This is a genomic window from Pseudomonas sp., from assembly GCF_046581935.1.
In the GTDB taxonomy this organism is placed as follows: Bacteria; Pseudomonadota; Gammaproteobacteria; order Pseudomonadales; family Pseudomonadaceae; genus Aquipseudomonas.
On record NZ_JAYGFK010000001.1, the window covers coordinates 1 to 20,248 of the forward strand.

13 protein-coding genes are annotated in these 20,248 nt (G+C 59.9%); 5 read left to right on the top strand and 8 right to left on the bottom strand.

The features are described 5' to 3' along the window. Nucleotides 1-276: 276 nt before the first annotated feature. Complete coding sequence (locus VCA57_RS00005; RefSeq protein WP_411182909.1) at nucleotides 277-1,602, bottom strand: leucine-rich repeat-containing protein kinase family protein; 1,326 nt, start codon at nucleotides 1,600-1,602, stop codon at nucleotides 277-279. A gap of 119 nt (nucleotides 1,603-1,721) precedes the next feature. Continuing rightward, on the bottom strand, nucleotides 1,722-5,432 hold the full coding sequence (metH, locus tag VCA57_RS00010) for a methionine synthase (RefSeq protein ID WP_411182910.1): 3,711 nt from the start codon (nucleotides 5,430-5,432) through the stop codon (nucleotides 1,722-1,724). 164 nt (nucleotides 5,433-5,596) lie between these two features. Here metH and VCA57_RS00015 point away from each other — a divergent pair, with 164 nt between their 5' ends. Beyond that, nucleotides 5,597-7,876 carry a fatty acid cis/trans isomerase gene (locus tag VCA57_RS00015; protein ID WP_411182911.1) on the top strand — a complete coding sequence of 760 codons (2,280 nt, stop codon included), beginning with the start codon at nucleotides 5,597-5,599 and terminating at the stop codon, nucleotides 7,874-7,876. Between the two features lie 50 nt (nucleotides 7,877-7,926). Here the strand turns inward: VCA57_RS00015 and VCA57_RS00020 are convergent, their stop codons facing one another. Both VCA57_RS00020 and acnA read right to left on the bottom strand, forming a co-directional pair. After that, nucleotides 7,927-9,492, bottom strand: coding sequence for a methyl-accepting chemotaxis protein (locus tag VCA57_RS00020; protein ID WP_411182912.1), 1,566 nt, complete (start codon nucleotides 9,490-9,492; stop codon nucleotides 7,927-7,929). A gap of 180 nt (nucleotides 9,493-9,672) precedes the next feature. Then, on the bottom strand, nucleotides 9,673-12,414 hold the full coding sequence (gene acnA / locus VCA57_RS00025; protein ID WP_411182913.1) for an aconitate hydratase AcnA: 2,742 nt from the start codon (nucleotides 12,412-12,414) through the stop codon (nucleotides 9,673-9,675). Nucleotides 12,415-12,646: 232 nt separating this feature from the next. On the opposite strand from acnA, the gene rlmM reads away from it, so the two are divergent. Continuing rightward, nucleotides 12,647-13,702 (top strand): 23S rRNA (cytidine(2498)-2'-O)-methyltransferase RlmM, encoded by a 1,056-nt coding sequence (rlmM, locus tag VCA57_RS00030; protein ID WP_411182914.1) that lies wholly within the window; start codon nucleotides 12,647-12,649, stop codon nucleotides 13,700-13,702. 2 nt (nucleotides 13,703-13,704) lie between these two features. On the opposite strand, the gene VCA57_RS00035 is transcribed toward rlmM, so the two are convergent. Next, a complete protein-coding gene (locus tag VCA57_RS00035; RefSeq protein ID WP_411182915.1) occupies nucleotides 13,705-15,246 on the bottom strand; it encodes an alpha/beta fold hydrolase in 1,542 nt (513 codons plus the stop codon). A gap of 176 nt (nucleotides 15,247-15,422) precedes the next feature. Here VCA57_RS00035 and tusA point away from each other — a divergent pair, with 176 nt between their 5' ends. Continuing rightward, complete coding sequence (tusA, locus tag VCA57_RS00040; RefSeq protein WP_411182916.1) at nucleotides 15,423-15,674, top strand: sulfurtransferase TusA; 252 nt, start codon at nucleotides 15,423-15,425, stop codon at nucleotides 15,672-15,674. 104 nt (nucleotides 15,675-15,778) lie between these two features. Further along, nucleotides 15,779-16,273, top strand: a complete 495-nt coding sequence (locus VCA57_RS00045; RefSeq protein WP_411182917.1) for a gamma-glutamylcyclotransferase family protein — start codon at nucleotides 15,779-15,781, stop codon at nucleotides 16,271-16,273. Here the strand turns inward: VCA57_RS00045 and VCA57_RS00050 are convergent. After that, on the bottom strand, nucleotides 16,231-17,313 hold the full coding sequence (locus tag VCA57_RS00050) for a DUF3080 family protein (RefSeq protein WP_411182918.1): 1,083 nt from the start codon (nucleotides 17,311-17,313) through the stop codon (nucleotides 16,231-16,233). The two genes, VCA57_RS00045 and VCA57_RS00050, sit on opposite strands and share 43 nt — an antisense overlap. Next, complete coding sequence (locus VCA57_RS00055) at nucleotides 17,313-18,692, bottom strand: MATE family efflux transporter (RefSeq protein WP_411182919.1); 1,380 nt, start codon at nucleotides 18,690-18,692, stop codon at nucleotides 17,313-17,315. The genes VCA57_RS00050 and VCA57_RS00055 overlap by 1 nt, the downstream gene beginning before the upstream one ends. A gap of 166 nt (nucleotides 18,693-18,858) precedes the next feature. Between VCA57_RS00055 and pdxB the strand changes: the two genes are divergently transcribed. Then, the gene (pdxB, locus tag VCA57_RS00060) at nucleotides 18,859-20,004 is read left to right on the top strand and encodes a 4-phosphoerythronate dehydrogenase PdxB (RefSeq protein WP_411182920.1); all 1,146 of its coding nucleotides are present in this window, start codon (nucleotides 18,859-18,861) and stop codon (nucleotides 20,002-20,004) included. 82 nt (nucleotides 20,005-20,086) lie between these two features. Here the strand turns inward: pdxB and VCA57_RS00065 are convergent, their stop codons facing one another. Further along, entirely contained in the window at nucleotides 20,087-20,248 is a 162-nt protein-coding gene (locus VCA57_RS00065; RefSeq protein ID WP_411182921.1) for a PA1571 family protein, read from the bottom strand.

Here is a 20,248-nt window from a genome sequence, read left to right on the forward strand (position 1 = left end):
TCTTCCAGATTGAACGAGTAGAACAGGCGCTGCTGTCCTCCCGGTAACTGTCCCATCATGCTGTTCGCCCCCACGCTCGCTGACAAAGCAATTTTGCCAACGGCATGGGGAGGCCGCTACTTTTTCAACAGAATCGGCCGATTTCTGCCTTCGGCCAATCGGTGCCTGCTGATTACGTCGAGCCAAATAAGGCGCGTGACTTATTTCTGATCAATTCGCAGTGGTCAGGCAGCTAGATAATTAATCGCCGACGCCTTTTGAACGTTGATGATTTATTTAGGCCACGTTGCAGCCTTGCAGGCACTCTTGAATCTCGGCAAACAACGGACGCTCGGCCGGTTGCGGGTGGCTGCAGCGCGTATGCAGGTGCCACAAGCGGGTTTGTTGAGCGGGCTGGTCGTCTTTGTTGCAACGCACTAACAACTCCTTTAGCAAGCAGGCAAAGGCCCGGGCCTCAAGCTGTTGCAGGGCAATTCCGTTGTTGCTCTGTGGGTCAAAAAACGACGCTGCGCCGAAATCGCCCAGGAGGGTGTGCCCGGCTGGGTCGACCAGCAGGTTATGGGCATACAAATCGCCGTGGAGAATGCCGCGTTGATGCAGGTGAACGACGGCCGCCGCGGTGTCGCGCAAAATGCGTAAGGCTTCTGCCACGGTGAAACGACGCTGCTCGGCATAGCAGTCGCGCGTGCAGCTGGCGAGTGAGGGCGGTCCGGCCAGTGCTTGGAAGCTCGGTGTAATACGCGCCAGTAGCAGGCCGGGCGGGGCGTCCTGCAGGGGTTGCAGTGGGCCGGCAGCGCTGATCAGGTTGTTGTGTGCCCCGGCTGCTATACAGGCGGCCATCTCACTGTGGGCAAGCCCGTCGCTGGTTACATCGCCTTTGAACAGTTTCACCGCCATGGCCTGCGCCGGCTGATTGGGCTCCTGCCAGGTTGCACTGCGGATTATCCCCGAGGCGCCCTGGCCGAGTATTTCACCCAGCTCAAGGGTGTCACGGGCGATGGTTGGCAGTGGATGTTGCTGGAGAATTGCAGCTTCGCTGGCGTCACTGAATGGATTGCCGGCAAAGGCCAGCCAGCACAAGGACGGTAATGCCGTGAGCCATTCCGGCAGATGTTCTAGGCGGTTAGCGGCAATGCGCAGCAGCTCCAGGCGCTGCAGATTGGCCAGGCTTTCGGGTAGGGCGCGCAGCTGGTTGCCCGCCAACATCAGCTTTTGTAAGTGGGCACAGTCACCTAACTCAGCCGGTAGCTGCTGGAGTTGATTGTCGGTCAAGATCAGCCAGCGCAACGCGGACGGCAGTGCCGCAGCGGGCAGGTGTTGAATGCGGTTGCTCTTGAAACCGATCATTTCGAGTTGCGTGCAGCGGCCCAACACCTCAGGTACTGAGGTGAATAGGTTGTCTGAGCAAAACACAATACGCAGTTTGTGCAGGCGCGTTAGGTCGGCGGGGAGTGCGCTGAGGCGGTTGCCCGAGAGGTTGAGCACTTCGAGGCTGTCGGCCAGAGAGAAAATTTCCTCTGGAAAGTCGTGCAGATCGCAGCAAAGGTCTAGCCGAGGAATACCGGCCAGTTCTCCGCTGCGAAGTTGATCAAGGCTGTGCATAAGGAGGGCTCGCGCACCGGGGGCAATGCCCAGCAGTGGTTGGCTGAGAAAGGCCTCATCACAACGGCGGAGGGCTCAGCTGCAAGCCCTCCGCTGCCGTGTGTACCCGCCGCCGTGTGTTAGTTGTCGTAACCCAGGTTCGGTGCCAACCAGCGCTCGCTGACGTTGAGGTCCTGCTTTTTCCGGGCGGTGTAGCTTTCCACCTGATCCTTGTCGATTTTACCGACGGCAAAGTACTGCGCTTGCGGGTGGGCGAAGTACCAACCGGACACGGCAGCCGCCGGGAACATGGCGTAGTGCTCAGTGAGGAACACGCCGCTGTCGCCGGCCTTATTGAATTCGGCCGCCGGGTCGAGCAATTCAAACAGGGCTTTTTTCTCGGTGTGGTCGGGGCAAGCCGGGTAACCGGGAGCAGGGCGGATGCCTTTGTAGGCTTCCTTGATCAGTTCCTCGTTACTCAACGCCTCGCCCGGCTCGTAGCCCCAATAGGTGGTGCGTACCTCTTTGTGCAGCCATTCTGCGCAGGCTTCGGCCAGGCGGTCGGCCAGGGCTTTAACCATGATGCTGTTGTAGTCGTCGCCGGCTTCTTGATACGCCTTGGCGACTTCTTCCGCGCCGATACCGGCGGTGGTGATAAAGCCGCCAACGTAATCGGTGATGCCGCTGTCTTTCGGTGCAACAAAGTCGGCCAAGGAGAAGTTCGGCTTGCCGTCCGGCTTGATGGTTTGCTGGCGCAGGTGGTGCAGGGTGGCCAGCTTGTCGCCGTTATCGGCGTAGACGTCCAGGTCGTCGTCATTCACCTGGTTGGCTGGCCAGAAGCCGAACACGGCACGCGCGCTGATCAGCTTCTCGTCGATCAGCTTCTTCAGCATTTCTCGGGCGTCGGCATACAGCGCGGTGGCGGCCTCGCCGACCACTTCATCGGTGAGGATGCGCGGGAACTTGCCGGCCAGGTCCCAGGAGATAAAGAACGGCGTCCAGTCGATGTATTCGGCCAGAACATTCAGGTCGATATTGTCCAGTACCTTCACGCCAGTGAAAGTCGGCACGCTGGGCTGATAGTTCGCCCAATCGAACTTGGGTTTGTTCTCTATCGATTTGGCGTAGCTCAGGCGTTCGGTGCGGGCGCTGCGGTTGGCGGTGCGCTCGCGTACTTCGATGTAGTCCAGGCGGGTGCGCTCGACAAAATCGGCTTTCAGTTCCTTCGACAGCAACTGCGTGGCCACGCCGACCGCGCGCGAGGCGTCGGTAACGTAGATCACCGCGTCGTTCTGGTACTTGGGCTCGATTTTTACCGCCGTGTGGGCTTTCGAGGTGGTCGCGCCGCCGATCATCAATGGCAGGTGGAAGCCCTGGCGCTGCATTTCGCGGGCGACATGCACCATTTCGTCCAGCGATGGGGTGATCAGCCCGGACAGACCGATGATGTCGCATTTTTCGGCAATCGCCGTTTGCAGGATTTTCTCGGCCGGCACCATCACGCCGAGGTCGACGATGTCGTAGCCGTTACAACCGAGTACCACGCCGACGATGTTCTTGCCGATGTCGTGCACATCGCCTTTTACCGTGGCCATGAGGATCTTGCCTTTGGCTTCCGGCTTGTCGCCTTTTTCCAGCTCGATAAAGGGGATCAGGTGACCGACCGCCTGCTTCATCACGCGGGCGGATTTCACCACCTGCGGCAGGAACATCTTGCCCGCGCCAAAAAGGTCGCCGACCACGTTCATCCCGGCCATCAATGGGCCTTCGATCACTTCGATGGGGCGTGCGCACTGTTGGCGGCATTCCTCGGTGTCTTCGATGATGTGGCTGGTGATGCCTTTGACCAGCGAGTGCTTGAGGCGGTCCACCACGCTCCAGGTACGCCACTCTTCGGTTTCGACTTCCTTAACGCTGCCGTCGCCCTTGTAGTTGTCGGCAATCGCCAGCAGCGCTTCGGTCGCGCCGTCGTGGCGGTTGAGCACCACGTCTTCCACGGCGTCGCGCAGCTCTTTGGGAATCTCGTCGTAGATTTCCAACTGGCCGGCGTTGACGATGCCCATGGTCAGGCCGTTCTGGATCGCGTAGTACAAGAACACCGAGTGAATCGCTTCACGCACCGGGTTGTTGCCACGGAAGGAGAACGACACGTTGGACACGCCGCCGCTCGACAGCGCGTGGGGCAGGTGGTCGCGGATGTAGGCGCAGGCTTCGATAAAGTCGACCGCGTAGTTGTTGTGCTCTTCGATGCCGGTGGCTACGGCGAAGATGTTCGGGTCGAAGATGATGTCTTCCGGCGGGAAGCCGACTTCGTTGACCAAAATGTCGTAGCTGCGCTGGCAGATTTCGCGCTTGCGCGCGGCGGTGTCGGCCTGGCCGGCTTCGTCGAAGGCCATCACCACCACGGCCGCGCCGTAGCGCTTGCACAGCTTGGCGTGGTGCTTGAACTGCTCGACGCCTTCCTTCATCGAGATCGAGTTAACGATGCCCTTGCCCTGGATGCACTTGAGGCCGGCTTCGATCACTTCCCACTTGGAGGAGTCGATCATGATCGGCACGCGGGAGATGTCTGGTTCGCCGGCGATCAGATTCAAGAAGGTGACCATGGCCTTCTGCGAATCGAGCATGCCCTCGTCCATGTTGATGTCGATCACCTGCGCGCCGGCTTCCACCTGCTGCAGGGCGACTTCCAGGGCTTCGGTGTAGTTGTCCTCGCGGATCAGGCGGGCGAACTTGGCCGAGCCGGTGATATTGGTGCGCTCGCCGACGTTGATAAACAGCGAGTTGCGGTCGATAGTAAATGGCTCAAGCCCAGACAGGCGGCAGGCCTTAGGGATGTCCGGAATGGCGCGCGGCGGGTATTTGCTCACCGCTTCGGCAATCGCCTGAATATGCGCCGGCGTGGTGCCGCAGCAGCCGCCGACGATGTTCAAAAAGCCCGAGGCGGCGAACTCTTCAATCACCACCGCCATTTCCTCCGGCGTTTCGTCGTACTCCCCGAAGGCGTTCGGCAGGCCGGCGTTGGGGTGGGCGGAGACGTGGGTTCCAGCTTTGGCCGACAGCTCTTCCAGGTATGGGCGCAGGTCTTTGGCACCCAGGGCGCAGTTGAGGCCTACGGAGATCGGCTTGGCGTGGTTGATCGAGTTCCAGAACGCTTCAGTGGTCTGCCCGGACAGGGTGCGGCCGGAGGCGTCGGTGATGGTGCCGGAAATCATGATCGGCAGCTCGAAGCCCTGCTGCTCGAAGACTTCCTGCACGGCGAAGATCGCCGCCTTGGCGTTGAGGGTGTCGAAGATGGTTTCGATCAGGATCATGTCCGCGCCGCCTTCGATCAGGCCGCGGGTTGCCTCGGTGTAGTTTTCCACCAGCTCATCGAAGGTGACGTTGCGATAACCGGGGTTGTTGACGTCGGGGGAGAGCGAGCAGGTGCGGCTGGTTGGACCGAGCACGCCGGCAACAAAGCGCGGACGATCCGGGGTTTCCAGGGTCTTGGCATCGGCCACTTGGCGGGCCAGGCGCGCGCCTTCGACGTTCAGCTCATACACCAGGCTCTCCATGCCGTAATCGGCCTGGGATACCTGGGTGGCGTTAAAGGTGTTGGTTTCCAGGATGTCCGCGCCGGCATCCAGGTAGGCCTTCTCGATGGCACCGATGACGTCCGGGCGGCTGAGAATCAGCAAATCGTTGTTACCTTTGACGTCGCTCGGCCAGTCGGCAAAGCGCGCGCCACGGTAGTCCTCTTCCTCCAGCTTGTAGCTCTGGATCATGGTGCCCATGCCGCCGTCGAGGATCAGGATGCGCTCGGAGAGAGCCTTCTGTAGGGCATGAAGGCGGGCATTACGATCGGACATGGGGAGCTACCTGAGGCGCGTAAACAAAGGCGGCGATGATAGCAAAGCTGCGCGCTTTTGCAGTGGTCTGTGCTTTCACATGAATCCTATTCATGTTCGCGGGCTAACCTTTACTGGCTGGAGCCAGCTAAAATCGCCCCTCAAGCCCTTTTAGAGACGTTTTCATGTTCTGCCGCTTACTGCTTGGCGCGTGTTTTTTGTTCATCGGCTCATTGCAAGCCGCTGAGCCCATCTCTTACAGCCGTGACGTCCAACCGATTTTCACCAAGAACTGCGTGGCCTGCCATGCCTGCTACGACTCGCCATGCCAGCTGAACTTGGGCAGTGCCGAGGGTGCGCTGCGCGGTGCGAGTAAGGCGGCGGTGTACAACGGTACGCGCAGAGAAGCGCAGGCTACCACCCGCTTGTTTGTTGATGCCCATGGCACTGCGGCCTGGCAGCGTAAGGGCTTTACCTCGGTGCTGGATCAGCAGGGCAGTCAGGCCGCTTTGATGACGCGCATGCTGGAACAGGGCCATCAGCAATCCTTTACCGCCAATAGCAAACTGCCGGTGCAACTGGATATTGGCATCGACCGCGCCAATCAATGTCCATTGCCCGAAGAATTCGCCGAATTTACCCGCAAGAGCCCGCAAGTCGGCATGCCATTCGCCGTTACCGGATTGAGCGAAACCGACTATCAAACCCTGCAACGCTGGCTTGCCCAAGGCGCGCCGGTTGATCAGCAGGCCGTGCAGGCCAGTGCCGCAGAAGAGCAGCAAGTGGCCACCTGGGAAGCCTTTATGAATGCTCACGGCGCACGTGAGTCATTGGTTTCGCGCTGGCTATACGAGCACCTGTTCCTGGCTCATCTGTATTTTGCTGGTGGCGAGTCGGGCCATTTCTTTCAGCTGGTGCGCTCACGTACGCCCAGCGGTCAGCCAGTTAATATCATCGCCACGCGCCAGCCCAATGATGATCCTGGCACCGATTTCTATTACCGCCTACAGCCGGTGCAAGGGGTCATTGTGCATAAGACCCACATCACTTACGGGCTTAGCGCGGCGAAGTTGGCGCGGATCAAAGAGCTGTTCTTCGCCAGCGACTGGCAAGTCGACGCCGTGCCGGGCTACGGTATTCAACGCCGCGCTAACCCGTTTGAAACCTTTGCGGCGATTCCGCCGCAGGCGCGCTACCAGTTCATGCTGGATAACGCGGAGTACTTCGTGCGTACGTTTATCCGTGGCCCGGTGTGCCGTGGGCAGATCGCCACGGATGTGATTCGCGATAATTTCTGGGCGTTGTTCCAAGATCCGAAACACGATCTGTATCTCACCGACCCTGAGTATCGCGCCGAGGCCACTCATTTATTGGCAATGCCCGGGCAGTTGGATGGCATTAGCGACATGCTGGGGTTGTGGCGCTCATACCGTGATAAGCGCAATGCCTACGAGGCGCTGCGCATGCAGCGATATGCCGATGCGCCGGCAGCGAGTTGGTCGCATATCTGGGCCGGTAACGACAATGCCTTGCTGTCGATCTTCCGTCAGCACGACAGCGCCTCGGTGGGCAAAGGTCTGGTTGGCGAAGTGCCGCAGACGATCTGGTGGCTGGATTTCCCTTTACTTGAGCGCACCTACTATCAACTGGTGGTTAACTTCGATGTATTCGGCAATGTTTCGCACCAAGCGCAAACGCGGCTGTATTTCGACCTGATCCGCAACGGTGCCGAGGTCAACTTTCTGCGTTTGATGCCTGCTGAGTCCCGCCAGGGCTATCTGGATGATTGGTATCAGAGCAGCGGCAAGCTGAAGGTTTGGTTGGATTATCAGTCGATTGACACTGACAGCCCGAGCGCCTTGCAACTGCCCGGTAGCGACCCTAAACGCAGTTTTGTAACCGCGCTGCTTGAGCGTTATGGCAGCTTGAATGCGCGCCCGGACCCGATCAACCGTTGCGACGGCGCGTATTGTCATCGTTCAGGTATCGCGATTGAGTTGCAGCACGCCGAGCAGTCGCTGAGCCGCCTGACCGGCAAGCCCGGTGCCGCACTCAGGGTGATTGAGCAGTTGCCGGAGGCTACCTTGTTAAGGGTGCAGCTCGCCAATGGTCAGCGTGAGGTGTACAGCCTGCTGCGTAATCGCGCGCACAGTAACGTGGCTTTCATGTTGGGTGAGGAACTGCGCTACCAGCCCGCGCTGGATACTTTGACGGTGTATCCGGGCGTGCTCAGTAGTTACCCGAACTTTATCTTCAACGTTCCAGCGGAGCAGGTGGCGGAGTTTGTTGCAGCAATGGAGCAAGTGCGTGATCAAACCGCGTTCGAGAGCGTGGTTGAGCGTTGGGGCGTGCGCCGCACGCACCCGGAGTTTTGGCGCTACTTCCATGACATGTCGGCGTATATCCAGGAAACCAACCCTGTTGAGGCTGGCGTGCTGGATATGAACCGTTACGAGAACCTGTAGCGGAGTGTTTGTAGCGGGGCGGTAGAGGGCGCACAACTGTGCGCCCCAGGCTACCTGTTGAAGCGCTCTACCAGAGCGTACTGGCCGTGTGCCGTGGCCGTTAGGGCCTCGCTGAGCAGGGCGGTGTCATGCGCTTCGCCAGCGGTTTGATCGGCCAACTGAGCAATCGTGGTGATGCTGCGATTGACTTCATCGGCCACTGCGCTCTGTTCCTCGGCGGCGGCGGCAATTTGGTTGGCCATGTCGGCTATGTTCGCCACTGCATCACTGATACCGGCCAAGGCTTCGTCGGCTTGCTGTACGCGTTCAACCCCTTCGTCGGCTTGTTTGCGGCCGACTTCCATGGTCAATACGGCCTCTTCGGCGGTGCGCTGTAGCTTGGCGATCAACTGATGAATCTGCCCTGTTGATTCAGCTGTGCGCTGCGCCAGGGAGCGAACTTCATCGGCCACCACGGCAAAGCCTCGGCCCATTTCGCCGGCGCGCGCTGCTTCGATGGCAGCGTTTAGGGCGAGTAGGTTGGTTTGGTCGGCGATGCCTTTGATCACATCAACCACGCCGCCGATTTCATTACTGTCATGAGCGAGGCGGGTGACTGTTTCACCGGTATCACCGACTGACTGCGACAAGCGCTGAATTGCCAGGCGGGTTTCGCTGGCGATGCTGCGGCCGGCGCTGGTCAGGCGGTTGGCGTCCTGGGTGGCGATTGCTGTGCGCGCGACGTTGCTCGCAACTTCCAAGGTTGTAGCCGCCATTTCATTGATGGCAGTGGCCACTTGGTCGGTTTCATGGCGCTGACGTTGCAGGCCAGCAGAGCTGTTGTGCGCCAGGGTATCGGCTTGTTTGGCTTGCTTGGTCAGTTGCTCGGCGGTGTCCTGCAGGCGCGTCAGGCAGGTTTTCAGGCGTGCTTCCTGGCTGAGAATAGACATTTCCAGACGGCCCTGAGCACCGCGGCTGTCGGTGTACATTTGCGCGATCAGCGGGTCGGAGGTGGTCTGGTCAGCCAATAGCAGCAGGCGTTTGAGGCCACGTTGTTGCCAGTTCACCCCGGCTAGCCCTAACGGCACTGAGAGCACGGCAGCCAAGGCAAAGCCCCAGCTGGAGCCGTGCCAGGCGCCGATCAGGAAACCAAGCTGACTGATCAGAATAAACGGCAGCCAGTTTTGCAGCACCGGTAACCAGCGATCACGGCTGGGGACGGCCGACTTACCGTTGTTAATCCGCAGGTACAGCGCTTCAGCGCGTCGCACTTGTTCGGCGGTGGGCTTTACCCGTACGGATTCATAGCCCACGACCTGATTATTCTCCGTCACGGGGGTGACGTAGGCATTAACCCAGTAGTGATCGCCATTCTTGCAACGGTTTTTGACGATGCCCATCCACGGCCGACCCTTTTTCAGGGTGTCCCACATGTGTTGGAACACGGCAGCCGGTACATCGGGATGGCGCACTAGGTTATGCGGCGCACGAATCAATTCATCGCGAGTGAACCCACTGATTTCGACAAAGGCGTCATTGCAGTAGCTGATTTGACCTTTGAGGTCGGTCGTCGAGATCAATCGCTGTTGAGCGGGGAAGCTGCGTTCGCGCTGAGTGACCGGCTGGTTATTACGCATGGCAAATATCCGTTGTTGTAATACCCCTTCATCGGCCTTGGGCCGGCGAAGTTGAGGGTTGAGTCCATTTTTGGCGAGTGTAACGCTTTTTGATTGACGTCACATTTTTGTCGCAAAATTTACCATTCTTGCTTGACGGCGTCTTGCCACCCTGCTGCACGAGGCAGCAGGGCAAGGGCCTCAGTTGGCGATCATCTGCCGCAGTACGTAGTGAAGAATGCCGCCAGCCTTGAAGTATTCCACTTCATTAAGGGTGTCGATGCGGCACAGCAGGTCGATGCTTTCCTGGCTGTTGTCTTCGCGCAGGATATCCAGGGTCAGGGTCATTGAAGGATGCAGCTCCACATCATCCAGGCCGCGAAGCGTGAGTTGTTCCTTGCCCGTCAGGCGCAGTGTTTTGCGGTCTTGGCCCGGCTTAAACTGCAACGGCAGTACGCCCATACCGACCAGATTGGAGCGGTGAATGCGCTCGAAACTTTCGGCGATCACGGCCTTGATGCCGAGCAGGTTGGTGCCTTTGGCGGCCCAGTCGCGGCTGGAACCGGTGCCGTATTCCTTGCCGGCAATCACCATCAATGGGGTTTGTTCCTCTTGATAGCGCATGGCCGCGTCGTAGATCGACAGTTGTTCGCCGCTCGGGACGTGCAGGGTATTGCCGCCTTCCTTGCCATCGAGCATCTCGTTACGGATGCGGATATTGGCGAAGGTGCCGCGCATCATGACGTGATGATTACCGCGCCGTGAGCCGTAGGAGTTGAAGTCGACCGGTTCAACGCCTTGTTCGCGCAGGTAACGCCCAGCCGGGCTTTCAGTTTTGATGTTGCCGGCCGGGGAGATGTGGTCGGTGGTTACCGAATCGCCGAGCAGGGCGAGGATGCGCGCCTGATGGATGTCGCCAATATGTGGCGGTGCTTCGGTGATTGCGTCGAAGAACGGCGGATGTTGGATATAGGTCGAATCGTCCTGCCAGGTGTAGGTGGCGGCTTGCGGGACTTCGATGGCTTGCCACTGTTCGTCGCCAGCGAAAACCTCGGCGTATTCCTTGTGGAACATCGCGGTGTTGACCTTGATGATTGCCTCGGCGATTTCTGCCTGGCTCGGCCAGATGTCCTTGAGGTAAACCGGTTGGCCATTTTGGTCCTGGCCCAAGGCTTCGCGGGTGATATCCAGGCGCACGCTGCCGGCCAGTGCATAAGCCACGACCAGGGGCGGAGAGGCCAGCCAGTTGGTTTTCACCAGCGGATGCACGCGACCCTCGAAGTTGCGGTTACCGGACAATACCGAGGCGACGCTCAAGTCGGACTGCTGGATGGCCTGTTCAATCGGCTCAAGCAACGGCCCGGAGTTGCCAATGCAGGTGGTGCAGCCGTAGCCAACCAGGTCGAAGCCCAGTTCATCCAGATAGCGGGTCAGGCCGGCCGCGTTGAAGTATTCGGTGACGACCTTGGAGCCCGGGGCCAGCGAGCTTTTTACCCAGGGTTTACGTTGCAGGCCTTTTTCCACGGCTTTCTTCGCCAGCAGCCCGGCGGCCATCATCACACTGGGGTTGGAGGTGTTAGTGCAGGAGGTGATGGCGGCAATCACCACTGCGCCGTTTTTCAGGCGGTAGGTTTGCCCTTCATATTCGTAGTCAGCCTCACCAACCAGATTGGCGCTGCCAATCGCCGCACCGCCACCACCTTCGTCAAGCAGGCGCGCATCGGCTTTGGCTTCGGGCTTGAGCTGCAAACCAATAAAGTCGTCGAAGGCTTGTTTGACGTCAGGTAATACGACGCGATCTTGCGGACGTTTCGGCCCGGCCAGGCAGGCTTCCACGCTGCCCATGTCGAGTTCTAGTCTGTCGCTGAACTGCGGCTCAACCCCTGTTTCACGCCATAGGCCTTGGGCTTTGCAGTAGGCCTCGACCAGTTTGACGGTTTGCTGTGGGCGGCCGGACAGGCGCAGATAACCCAGGGTGATCGCATCAACTGGGAAGAAGCCACAGGTGGCACCGTATTCCGGGGCCATGTTGGCGATGGTGGCGCGATCCGCCAGCGGCAGATCGTCCAGGCCGTCGCCATAAAACTCGACAAATTTACCGACCACACCTTTGCTGCGCAGCATCTGGGTGACGGTCAGCACTAGGTCGGTGGCAGTGATGCCTTCTTTGAGTTTGCCGCTCAGTTTGAAGCCGATTACCTCGGGGATCAGCATCGATACCGGCTGGCCGAGCATTGCTGCTTCGGCCTCAATGCCACCAACACCCCAACCGAGAATGCCAAGACCGTTGATCATGGTGGTGTGCGAGTCGGTACCGACCAGGGTGTCGGGGAAGGCGAAGGTTTGCCCGTCTTCTTCCTTGGTCCAGACGGTGCGGCCGAGGTATTCCAAATTGACCTGGTGACAGATGCCGGTGCCTGGCGGCACCACGCTGAAGTTGTCGAAGGCATGTTGACCCCAGCGCAGGAAGGCATAGCGTTCACCGTTGCGCTGCATCTCGATGTCGACGTTTTGCTCGAAGGCGCTGTGGCTGGCGTATTTATCGACCATTACCGAGTGGTCGATCACCAGATCAACCGGCGATAACGGGTTGATCTTCTGCGGGTCGCCGCCAGCTTTGGCCATGGCGTCACGCATGGCAGCGAGGTCGACTACGGCTGGTACGCCGGTGAAGTCCTGCATCAATACGCGGGCTGGGCGGTACTGGATTTCTCGCTCGGAGCTGCGGCTCTTTAGCCAGTCGGCCATGGCTTGCAGGTCGCTACCGGTGACGGTTTTACCGTCTTCCCAGCGCAGCAGGTTTTCTAACAGGACTTTTAGCGACATCGGTAGCTGGTCGATGTTGCCGAGGGATTTAGCGGCTTCGGGCAGGCTGAAGTATTGGTAGCTTTGGCCCTCTACTTCGAGGCTGCGGCGGCTGTTCAGGCTGTCTAAGGAAGGCATTGCGCATCTCCTGGGGCTTGCCACGGTGCAAGCCGGATTAATTGCTGCTGACTGTTCACCCTAGCTGTGCTTGGCCAGGCTTGCCATTTAAGGGCCTGCGGCTGGTCGCCATCTAATAGATATTTTGCGGCGTCGCAGCCCGGGGTTTAAGCATAGGGTGTTCAAACTGGACAGGTCACAGGGCTAAGGGTTCCCGAGTCCGCTATGATGCGCGCCTTGAGGAGAGTGACCGATGAATAGCTTGCTGCTGCACTGCCGTCCTGGTTTTGAGAATGAGGTATGCGCGGAAATTTCCGAGCATGCGGCACGTTTAGATGTTTCCGGCTACGCCAAAGCAAAGCCGAGCAACGCCTGCGCTGAATTTATCTGCACTGAAGAGGATGGCGCGGAGCGCTTGATGCGTGGCGTGTGCTTTAATCAGCTGATATTTCCACGGCAATGGGCGCGCGGCGCGTTTATCAACCTGCCCGAGCTGGACCGTATCAGTGTGCTGCTCGGCCATCTCGCGGACTCACCAGTGTTCGGCAGCTTGTGGCTGGAAGTGTTGGATACCAACGATGGCAAGGAACTGTCGAATTTCTGCAAGAAGTTCGAGGCACCACTGCGCAACGCGCTGACTAAGGCCGGCAAGTTGGTCGAGGATGCACAGAAGCCACGCCTGCTGTTGACCTTCAAAAGCGGCCGCGAGGTGTTTGCCGGTATGGCCGAGGTGAATAACTCGGCGTTGTGGCCTATGGGCATTCCCCGCCTGAAGTTCCCCCGCGAGGCCCCCAGCCGCTCGACCCTCAAGCTGGAAGAGGCCTGGCACACCTTTATCCCCCGTGAACAATGGGATGAGCGCCTGTCGGGTGACATGACCGGGGTTGACCTCGGCGCAGCGCCAGGCGGCTGGACCTATCAGTTGGTCAAGCGCGGCATGCTGGTCACCGCCATCGACAACGGGCCAATGGCGGAAAGCTTGATGGATACGGGGCTGGTGCAGCACCTGATGGTTGATGGCTTCACCTGGAAGCCCAAGCAGCCGGTGGACTGGATGGTCTGCGATATCGTCGAAAAGCCCGCCCGCAGCGCCGCCTTGCTGGAAGCCTGGATTGGCGAAGGCCACTGCCGTGAGGCGGTGGTCAATCTGAAGCTGCCGATGAAGCAACGCTATGCCGAGGTGCGCCGCCTATTGCAGCGCCTGGAGGATGGTTTTGCCGAGCGCAAGATCAAGGTCTCGATTGCTTGTAAGCAGCTTTATCACGACCGCGAGGAAGTGACCTGTCACCTGCGCCGCTTAAGCAAATAGTTTTAATGCCCGGCCAGTTGCGGCTGTAACAGCAGCAACTGCGGCAGCTCGACGGCCCCGCGCAGGGTGCTGTTGTGCAGTTGCCAGGAACCGTTGAACAGGTACTGGCCGCTGAAACCACTGAGCTGCAGGCCAAGCACATCGCCCGGTTGCAACTGCGCACTGACGGCGGCCAGTTCGGTGCTGGGGTGGCCCTTGAGTGGGGTGACTTGTTCGCTTAGCACTTCGCTGCCGCCACTGGCACGCTTGACCACCAGAGCAGCGAACAGCGTCGGTAGTTGCTCTGGGTTCTCCAGCAGTACGCGCGGCACGCCGATCAGTGCACTGAGTTGCTGCACCTGCTGTAAGGCAATAAACCGTGAGGGCTGCAACAGCCCGCTGCTGATTGGGCGAATTGTCGTGGCAGGCAGTTCGAAACGTTGGCTGCTCGGTAACTGCTGTAACGTTAGGCCCTGATCCAGATCTAGGCTGATGCAGAGCTCGGGAATGCTCGCAGCCACGCCTTTGCGGCCACGCAGTTTGTCTTCATACCAACTGATGATGCTCTGGTAGAGGTTGATCGCCCGACCATCGCAGTGCAGCACGGCTTCGTTATTGAACGGTGGCAGGCCGCTCCAGCGTTGTAAGGGTGGCGGCAAGATATGCCCGCCCTGCATGCCGAGCAGGCGTACGTCATGCTCGCCTTGTTGCAAGCAGTCGCGAATCGCCAGGCCCTGATTGAGCGGGAACAGCGTGTCGCGCATGCCCTGAATCAGCAGTGCGTCGGCCTGCGGGCGTTGGCCGCGTGCGCAGTAGCTGGTCAGGCTATGGTCCTTGAGTTCGGCGCGCACCGGTTCGCGCATGCGCCCGTCGGCGCTCTTCAGGTAGGGCGTCTGGATGAATTTGCCCAGGTCATAGCCAGTCGCCAGGCCCAGGCTGAGCAATACGCTGCCCCAGCCGATTTTCAGGTGGCTGTCCGGGGCCAGGGCTTCGCTGAGGTCGTACCAGGTGGCGATGGGCACAATGGCGTCGATGCGCGGGTCCGTTGCGGATGCCAGCAGTTGCACGGCACCGCCGTAGCTTTCGCCGAGCATGCCGACCTTGGGGTCGTTTGGCGCGTCCATACTCAGGCGCGGCAAGTTGGCGGCGGCCCAGTCGATCACCGCCAGGGCATCCTGCACCTCGAACCTGGGGTCCATCATTTCGATGTTGCCCTCGCTGCCACCCCAGCCGCGTTGGTCATAGCTGATCACCCAGTAACCGGCGCGCCAGGCTTTTAGCGCGGCGCGGCCGGACATCATCTGGGTGCCGTAGAAGCCGTTCGGCCCCGTGACACGCCAACCGCCCCAGCCATGGGTGTGAACGATGACTGGGGCCTGTTCGCCGACTTTGAGGGCTGGTTGGAACACCGTGGCCGACAAGCGCGTGCCGTCGCGGCCGTAGATTACCGCGTCGAAATAAGTCGCAGGCAGATCCTGCTGCGCGCTGGCGCTGAAGTCGGGTAGATGGTCACGGGCGGCACAGCCGCTGAGCAGGAGGGCGGTAAGCAACAGAAAAAGGCGCATGGCTGGCTCTTATTGGAATAGTTGGCGCTGCGCAGCGTGCCTGACCAGGCTGATGTTGCCTGCCCATCCAAGGTTGTGTGGATCTCCCTGCGTGGCGTTTGCACTGTTTCGCCACGCTTAGATGGCCTCAAGAACGGCATTGCGCGAGAATGGCCGCCTGCAACTGGAGCCCACTGATGTCTTTGCAAACCCCTACGCTTCCTGATGACACCCTCGACGCCACTGGGCTGAATTGCCCGGAGCCGGTGATGATGCTGCACAACAAAGTGCGCGACTTGCCGGCCGGCGGCTTGCTCAAGGTAATTGCCACTGACCCCTCGACCCGTCGCGATATCCCTAAGTTCTGCGTGTTTCTCGGCCATGAGCTGGTGGAGCAGGCTGAAGACGGTGCGACTTACCTGTACCTGATCCGCAAGAAGCTCGACTAATGCCTGGCGATGTGAGCACTACTGCGCTCGACCATGCTGCGTTAAAAACCGGCTCGGGCACTCATTTACAGCCAGTAAACTCTGCGTCCTCACCTGTTTTTGCCTTGCCTGGCCTTCGCTCGTTACGTGCTCACAGCACCTGGGGAAACTGGTACTTCGCCTACGGCTCGAACATGAACCCGGCGCGAATGCAGGCGCGCGGACTGACGGTGTTGGAGGCGCTGCCAGGTCATCTGCCGGGCTACAGCTTGTGCTTCAACAAGCGTGCGACCAACCGCGCCCCTGGCCGTGCCTACGCGAATATTCGCCATCAGCGCGACTGCGTGGTGGAGGGCGTGCTTTATCGCCTGCCGGACGCTGGCGAAATTGCCAAGCTGGATCACTTCGAAGGCACGCCGGTTTTTTACAGTCGCGAGTGTTTGCCGATTGTCACCGGGCATGGCGTGCAGCCGGCCTGGGTGTATATCGCCAACCCGGCCTTTCGCGAAGAGGGTTTGCTGCCCAGTGCCGATTACCTGGCCCACCTGTTGGTGGGGCGCGAGTTGCTGTCTGAGGCTTACTGGTCGGTGTTGGCGGCGTTGCCGTGCCATCCCGACTGACCGGGAGCCAAGCCGCAGCTGTTGAGCAAGCGTTGCCAGCTGCGCACATGGCGTTTGGTTGCCTGCTGGAAGTCTGCCCACAACGAAGCATCTTGCGCGCTTAGGCGCGCTAGGTAGTGCTGGCTGGCTGGCGGTATCTGCTCCACGCGGCTAAGGCGCTGCAGGCTGTTACTCCAACGTTGCCCGCGCTGGTCGACCTGGGCCAGGTAAGGCTGCAACCGGCCGGCGTAATACTTGACGAAGATGTTCTGCGCAATGCGCCCGCGCTCTGTGGCTTTGCCGATGGGGCACAGCGGCCTGGCTTGCTGGCGACTTTCCAGCAGCGCGCTGCCCTGGTTGAGTGTGTGGGTCAGGCTGGCCAGGCTGGTAATCAGTTGGCCACCCTGATCGCTGGCGTGTAGGGCAAAGAACAGCGGATCAAGCTGCTCGGCACTTGGTGGCAAGCTAGCGGGCAGGCTGTTTCCGATGTTTGCCAGTTGTGCCAGGGCATCCAGGGCGGCGTCGTCTTCCATGGCGTCCATTGGTAGCGCTAGTTTGGCGAAGCGCAGATAGCGCTCGACCTCAGGGCTGGCATTCAAGGCATTCCAGAATACCGCGTGCAGTTGTGCGCGTTTGTCCTGCGCCAGTTGCTCCAGGGTGCCGCGTAGTTGTTGCTGCTTCTGCTCGCGTAAGTGCTCGATGCAGCTGTCGAGAGTGCGCAGCAGGTCGCCTTCATAGGCCAGGCGACTGCTGGGTGTCAGTTGTTTGCCCAGGCTACTGTTGCGCAGGCTGATCTGTTGCTGCAGGGCAGGGCAGCGGCGCACCTCGACCAGCAGCTCAAGCAGGCTGATACGCAGTTCGGGAATTTCGATCAACCGCTCGCGGCGGGCAGGTAGGCGGTAGCGGGTCAGTTCGCTGGGGTTGAATGGCGCTGCTTGTTCAACATCCAGCGCGTTGCTCAAGCGCTTTAAATAGTCTGTTTGCAGCGCCAAGCCGTCATCGGCTGGCGTGCAGGCGTACAGGCAAAGTGTCGTGATCAGCAGCAATAGGCGGGCGTTCATCAGGCCATCTTAGCGGCTCGAATGCGTTTGCGCGCGCTACCGGCCAGGCGTACGGCGAGCATGCCGGCGGCGCAGGTCAGGCCGACCACCAAGCCCTGCCAGAGGCCGCTTGGCCCACTGGGCGCGCCGAACCAGTCGGTTAGGCCGAGGGCGTAACCCACGGGCAGACCGATGCCCCAATAGGCAAACAGGGTCAGGATCATGGTCACGCGCGTGTCCTGATAGCCGCGCAGCGCGCCGGCAGCGGTAACTTGGATGGCATCGGAGAATTGGAACAGCGCGGAATACACCAGCAGGGTGGTTGCCACTGCGATTACCGTGCGGTCAGGGGTGTAGATTTGTGCGATCTGCTCGCGCAGTAGCAGCATCAGGCTGGCCGATATGCAGGCATAACCCAATGCCGCCGCCATGCTGACGCCGGCAGCAAAGCGTGCCTCACGTGGTTCGCCTCGGCCAAGGGCGTGGCCTACCCGCACAGTGGCGGCCATGCCAAGGGAGTAGGGGATCATAAACACCATGGAGCTGAAATTTAGGGCGATTTGGTGTCCGGCTACCACCGTGGCACCCAGGCCGCCAATCAGCAAGGCAATCACGGCAAAGATGCTCGACTCGGCAAACACCGCAATGCCAATCGGCAGGCCGACCGAAAGTAGGCGCTTGAGCACGGCCCACTGTGGCCATTCAAAGTGGCTGAAAATTTTACTGGGCTGATAAAAACGCGCCCATTTAATCCAGCCAAGCATGCTCAGAAACATAAATATCATCACCAGGCCAGTCGCCCAGCCGCAGCCGACGCCGCCCATGGCGGGCAAACCGAGCTTGCCGTAAATGAAGATGTAATTGAGCGGGATATTCAGGGCCAGGCCCATCAGACCCATGATCATGCTGGGGCGGGTATGGCCCAAACCGTCGCTGAAGCAGCGCAACACGTGGTATAGCGCCACCGCCGGAAAACCACAGGCTACCGCCCGCAGGTAGCCCATGGCCGGGCCGATCAGGGCGGGGTCGACGTTCATCAGCTTGAGGATGATCTCCGCATTCCACAACATCACTGCCGCTGCGATGCCTACTGCCAGCGCCAGCCACATGGCCTGACGTACCAATGGGCCGATCTCGGTATGGGCCCCTGCGCCAAAGCGTTGCGCGACCTTCGGTGTAGTGGCCAGCAAAATACCGGTCATCAGCAGAAATACCGGCACCCAGATTGAGTTGCCCAGCGCCACGGCTGCCAGGTCCTGCGGGCTAACCCGGCCAGCCATCACCGTATCGACGAAGCCCATCGCGGTATTGGCCAACTGGGCAATGATGATCGGTGTTGCCAGCTTCAGCAGGCTGCACAGTTCTGTGCAGCTGCGTTGCAGGCGGGTTTGGGTGAGCATGACAAGTATCCGGCTAAATCTCAGGAAGCCGCGCAGTCTACGCCTTGACGCAGCGGTCAGAAATCCCAAAGGCGACATCTTTAATCAATCACCCTGCGGCGATACCAGTGTCCTCACCAGCATCGTGCGTCAGGTTAGAATGCCGGGCTGATCTATGGAGCCTGCCATGCGCATTGTTGCCGACGAAAATATCCCGCTGCTTGATGAGTTTTTTGCCGGCTTTGGCCCGATACGCCGCTTGCCCGGCCGTGGCATTGATGCGGCCGCTGTGGCCGATGCCGACCTGCTGTTGGTGCGTTCGGTTACCCAGGTTGATCGTGGGTTGCTGCAAGGCTCGGCGGTTAAGTTTGTCGGCACCTGCACCATTGGCACTGATCATCTGGACCTCGATTACTTCCAGCAGGCCGGCATTACCTGGGCCAGTGCGCCAGGTTGCAACGCCCGTGGTGTGGTCGACTACGTGTTGGGCAGCCTGTTGCTGTTGGCTGAGCAGCAGGGTGTTGAGCTGGCGACGCGGACCTACGGCGTGATCGGCGCGGGCCAGGTCGGTAGCCGCTTGATCAGGGTGCTGCGCGGGCTGGGTTGGCGCGTGCTGGTTTGTGATCCGCAGCGTCAGGCGCTGGAGGGCGGCGACTACGTCAACGTGCAGCAGGTGCTGGATGAGTGCGACGTGATCAGTCTACACACACCGCTTGAGCGTTTGGGCGAGCATCCAACCCATCATCTTTTCGATAGCGCGCGTCTGGCTGCACTAAAACCGGGAAGTTGGCTGATTAATGCCAGTCGTGGTGCGGTGGTGGATAACCAGGCGTTGCGTGAGTTACTCAGCCAGCGTGGTGATCTGCAGGTGGTGCTGGATGTCTGGGAGGGCGAGCCGCAGGCGGATGTTGAGTTGGCTGGCCTCTGCCGCATCGCCACGCCGCATATTGCCGGTTACAGCCTGGATGGCAAACTGCGCGGCACGGCGCAGATCTATCAGGCGTTTTGTCAGCACCAGGGCGTTATGCCTAGCGTTGCCCTGGAACAACTGATGCCTGCCGCTTGGCTGAGTAGCCTGACTATTGATGCCAGTGCCGATCCAGCCTGGGCCTTAGCCAGCATCTGCCGCAGCGTATATGACCCGCGCCGTGATGATGCGGATTTTCGCCGTAGCTTGCAGGGTAATGCGCCTACTCGACGTGCGGCTTTTGATCGGCTGCGCAAACGCTACCCGATGCGTCGGGAAATCGACGGACTGGAGGTTTGTATAAAAGGGGATGCGCCGGCATTGGTCAGCCTGGTGCAGGCATTGGGCGCAAAGCTGGAAGTGTAAGGTGGAGGGCGCTACACCCATCCACCATTTGCGCTCTTATGGTGGATGATAAAGGCGTCATCCACCCTACAAGGTGGCAGGCTTACTTACGCGTTGCTGCTTGCTGCTGGGCTTTTTCCAGCACTTTGCAGGCCTGTTGGATCATCTCTTCGGTGATCGGGATTTCACGGCCCTGGGCGTCGATGACAAAGCCACCAATCGGCATTGTCGTGGCTTTTTGCGCGTTCTGTTGTGAGCTTTGCAT

What these genes read in the sequence shown, in the direction of transcription:
- VCA57_RS00035 (WP_411182915.1), bottom strand. Translation starts at nt 15,246, where the DNA reads ATGCGCCTTTTTCTGTTGCTTACCGCCCTCCTGCTCAGCGGCTGTGCC.
- VCA57_RS00055 (WP_411182919.1), bottom strand. Translation starts at nt 18,692, where the DNA reads ATGCTCACCCAAACCCGCCTGCAACGCAGCTGCACAGAACTGTGCAGC.
- VCA57_RS00005 (WP_411182909.1), bottom strand. Translation starts at nt 1,602, where the DNA reads ATGCACAGCCTTGATCAACTTCGCAGCGGAGAACTGGCCGGTATTCCT.
- metH (WP_411182910.1), bottom strand. Translation starts at nt 5,432, where the DNA reads ATGTCCGATCGTAATGCCCGCCTTCATGCCCTACAGAAGGCTCTCTCC.
- VCA57_RS00065 (WP_411182921.1), bottom strand. Translation starts at nt 20,248, where the DNA reads ATGCAAAGCTCACAACAGAACGCGCAAAAAGCCACGACAATGCCGATT.
- acnA (WP_411182913.1), bottom strand. Translation starts at nt 12,414, where the DNA reads ATGCCTTCCTTAGACAGCCTGAACAGCCGCCGCAGCCTCGAAGTAGAG.
- VCA57_RS00050 (WP_411182918.1), bottom strand. Translation starts at nt 17,313, where the DNA reads ATGAACGCCCGCCTATTGCTGCTGATCACGACACTTTGCCTGTACGCC.
- VCA57_RS00015 (WP_411182911.1), top strand. Translation starts at nt 5,597, where the DNA reads ATGTTCTGCCGCTTACTGCTTGGCGCGTGTTTTTTGTTCATCGGCTCA.
- pdxB (WP_411182920.1), top strand. Translation starts at nt 18,859, where the DNA reads ATGCGCATTGTTGCCGACGAAAATATCCCGCTGCTTGATGAGTTTTTT.
- rlmM (WP_411182914.1), top strand. Translation starts at nt 12,647, where the DNA reads ATGAATAGCTTGCTGCTGCACTGCCGTCCTGGTTTTGAGAATGAGGTA.
- tusA (WP_411182916.1), top strand. Translation starts at nt 15,423, where the DNA reads ATGTCTTTGCAAACCCCTACGCTTCCTGATGACACCCTCGACGCCACT.
- VCA57_RS00020 (WP_411182912.1), bottom strand. Translation starts at nt 9,492, where the DNA reads ATGCGTAATAACCAGCCGGTCACTCAGCGCGAACGCAGCTTCCCCGCT.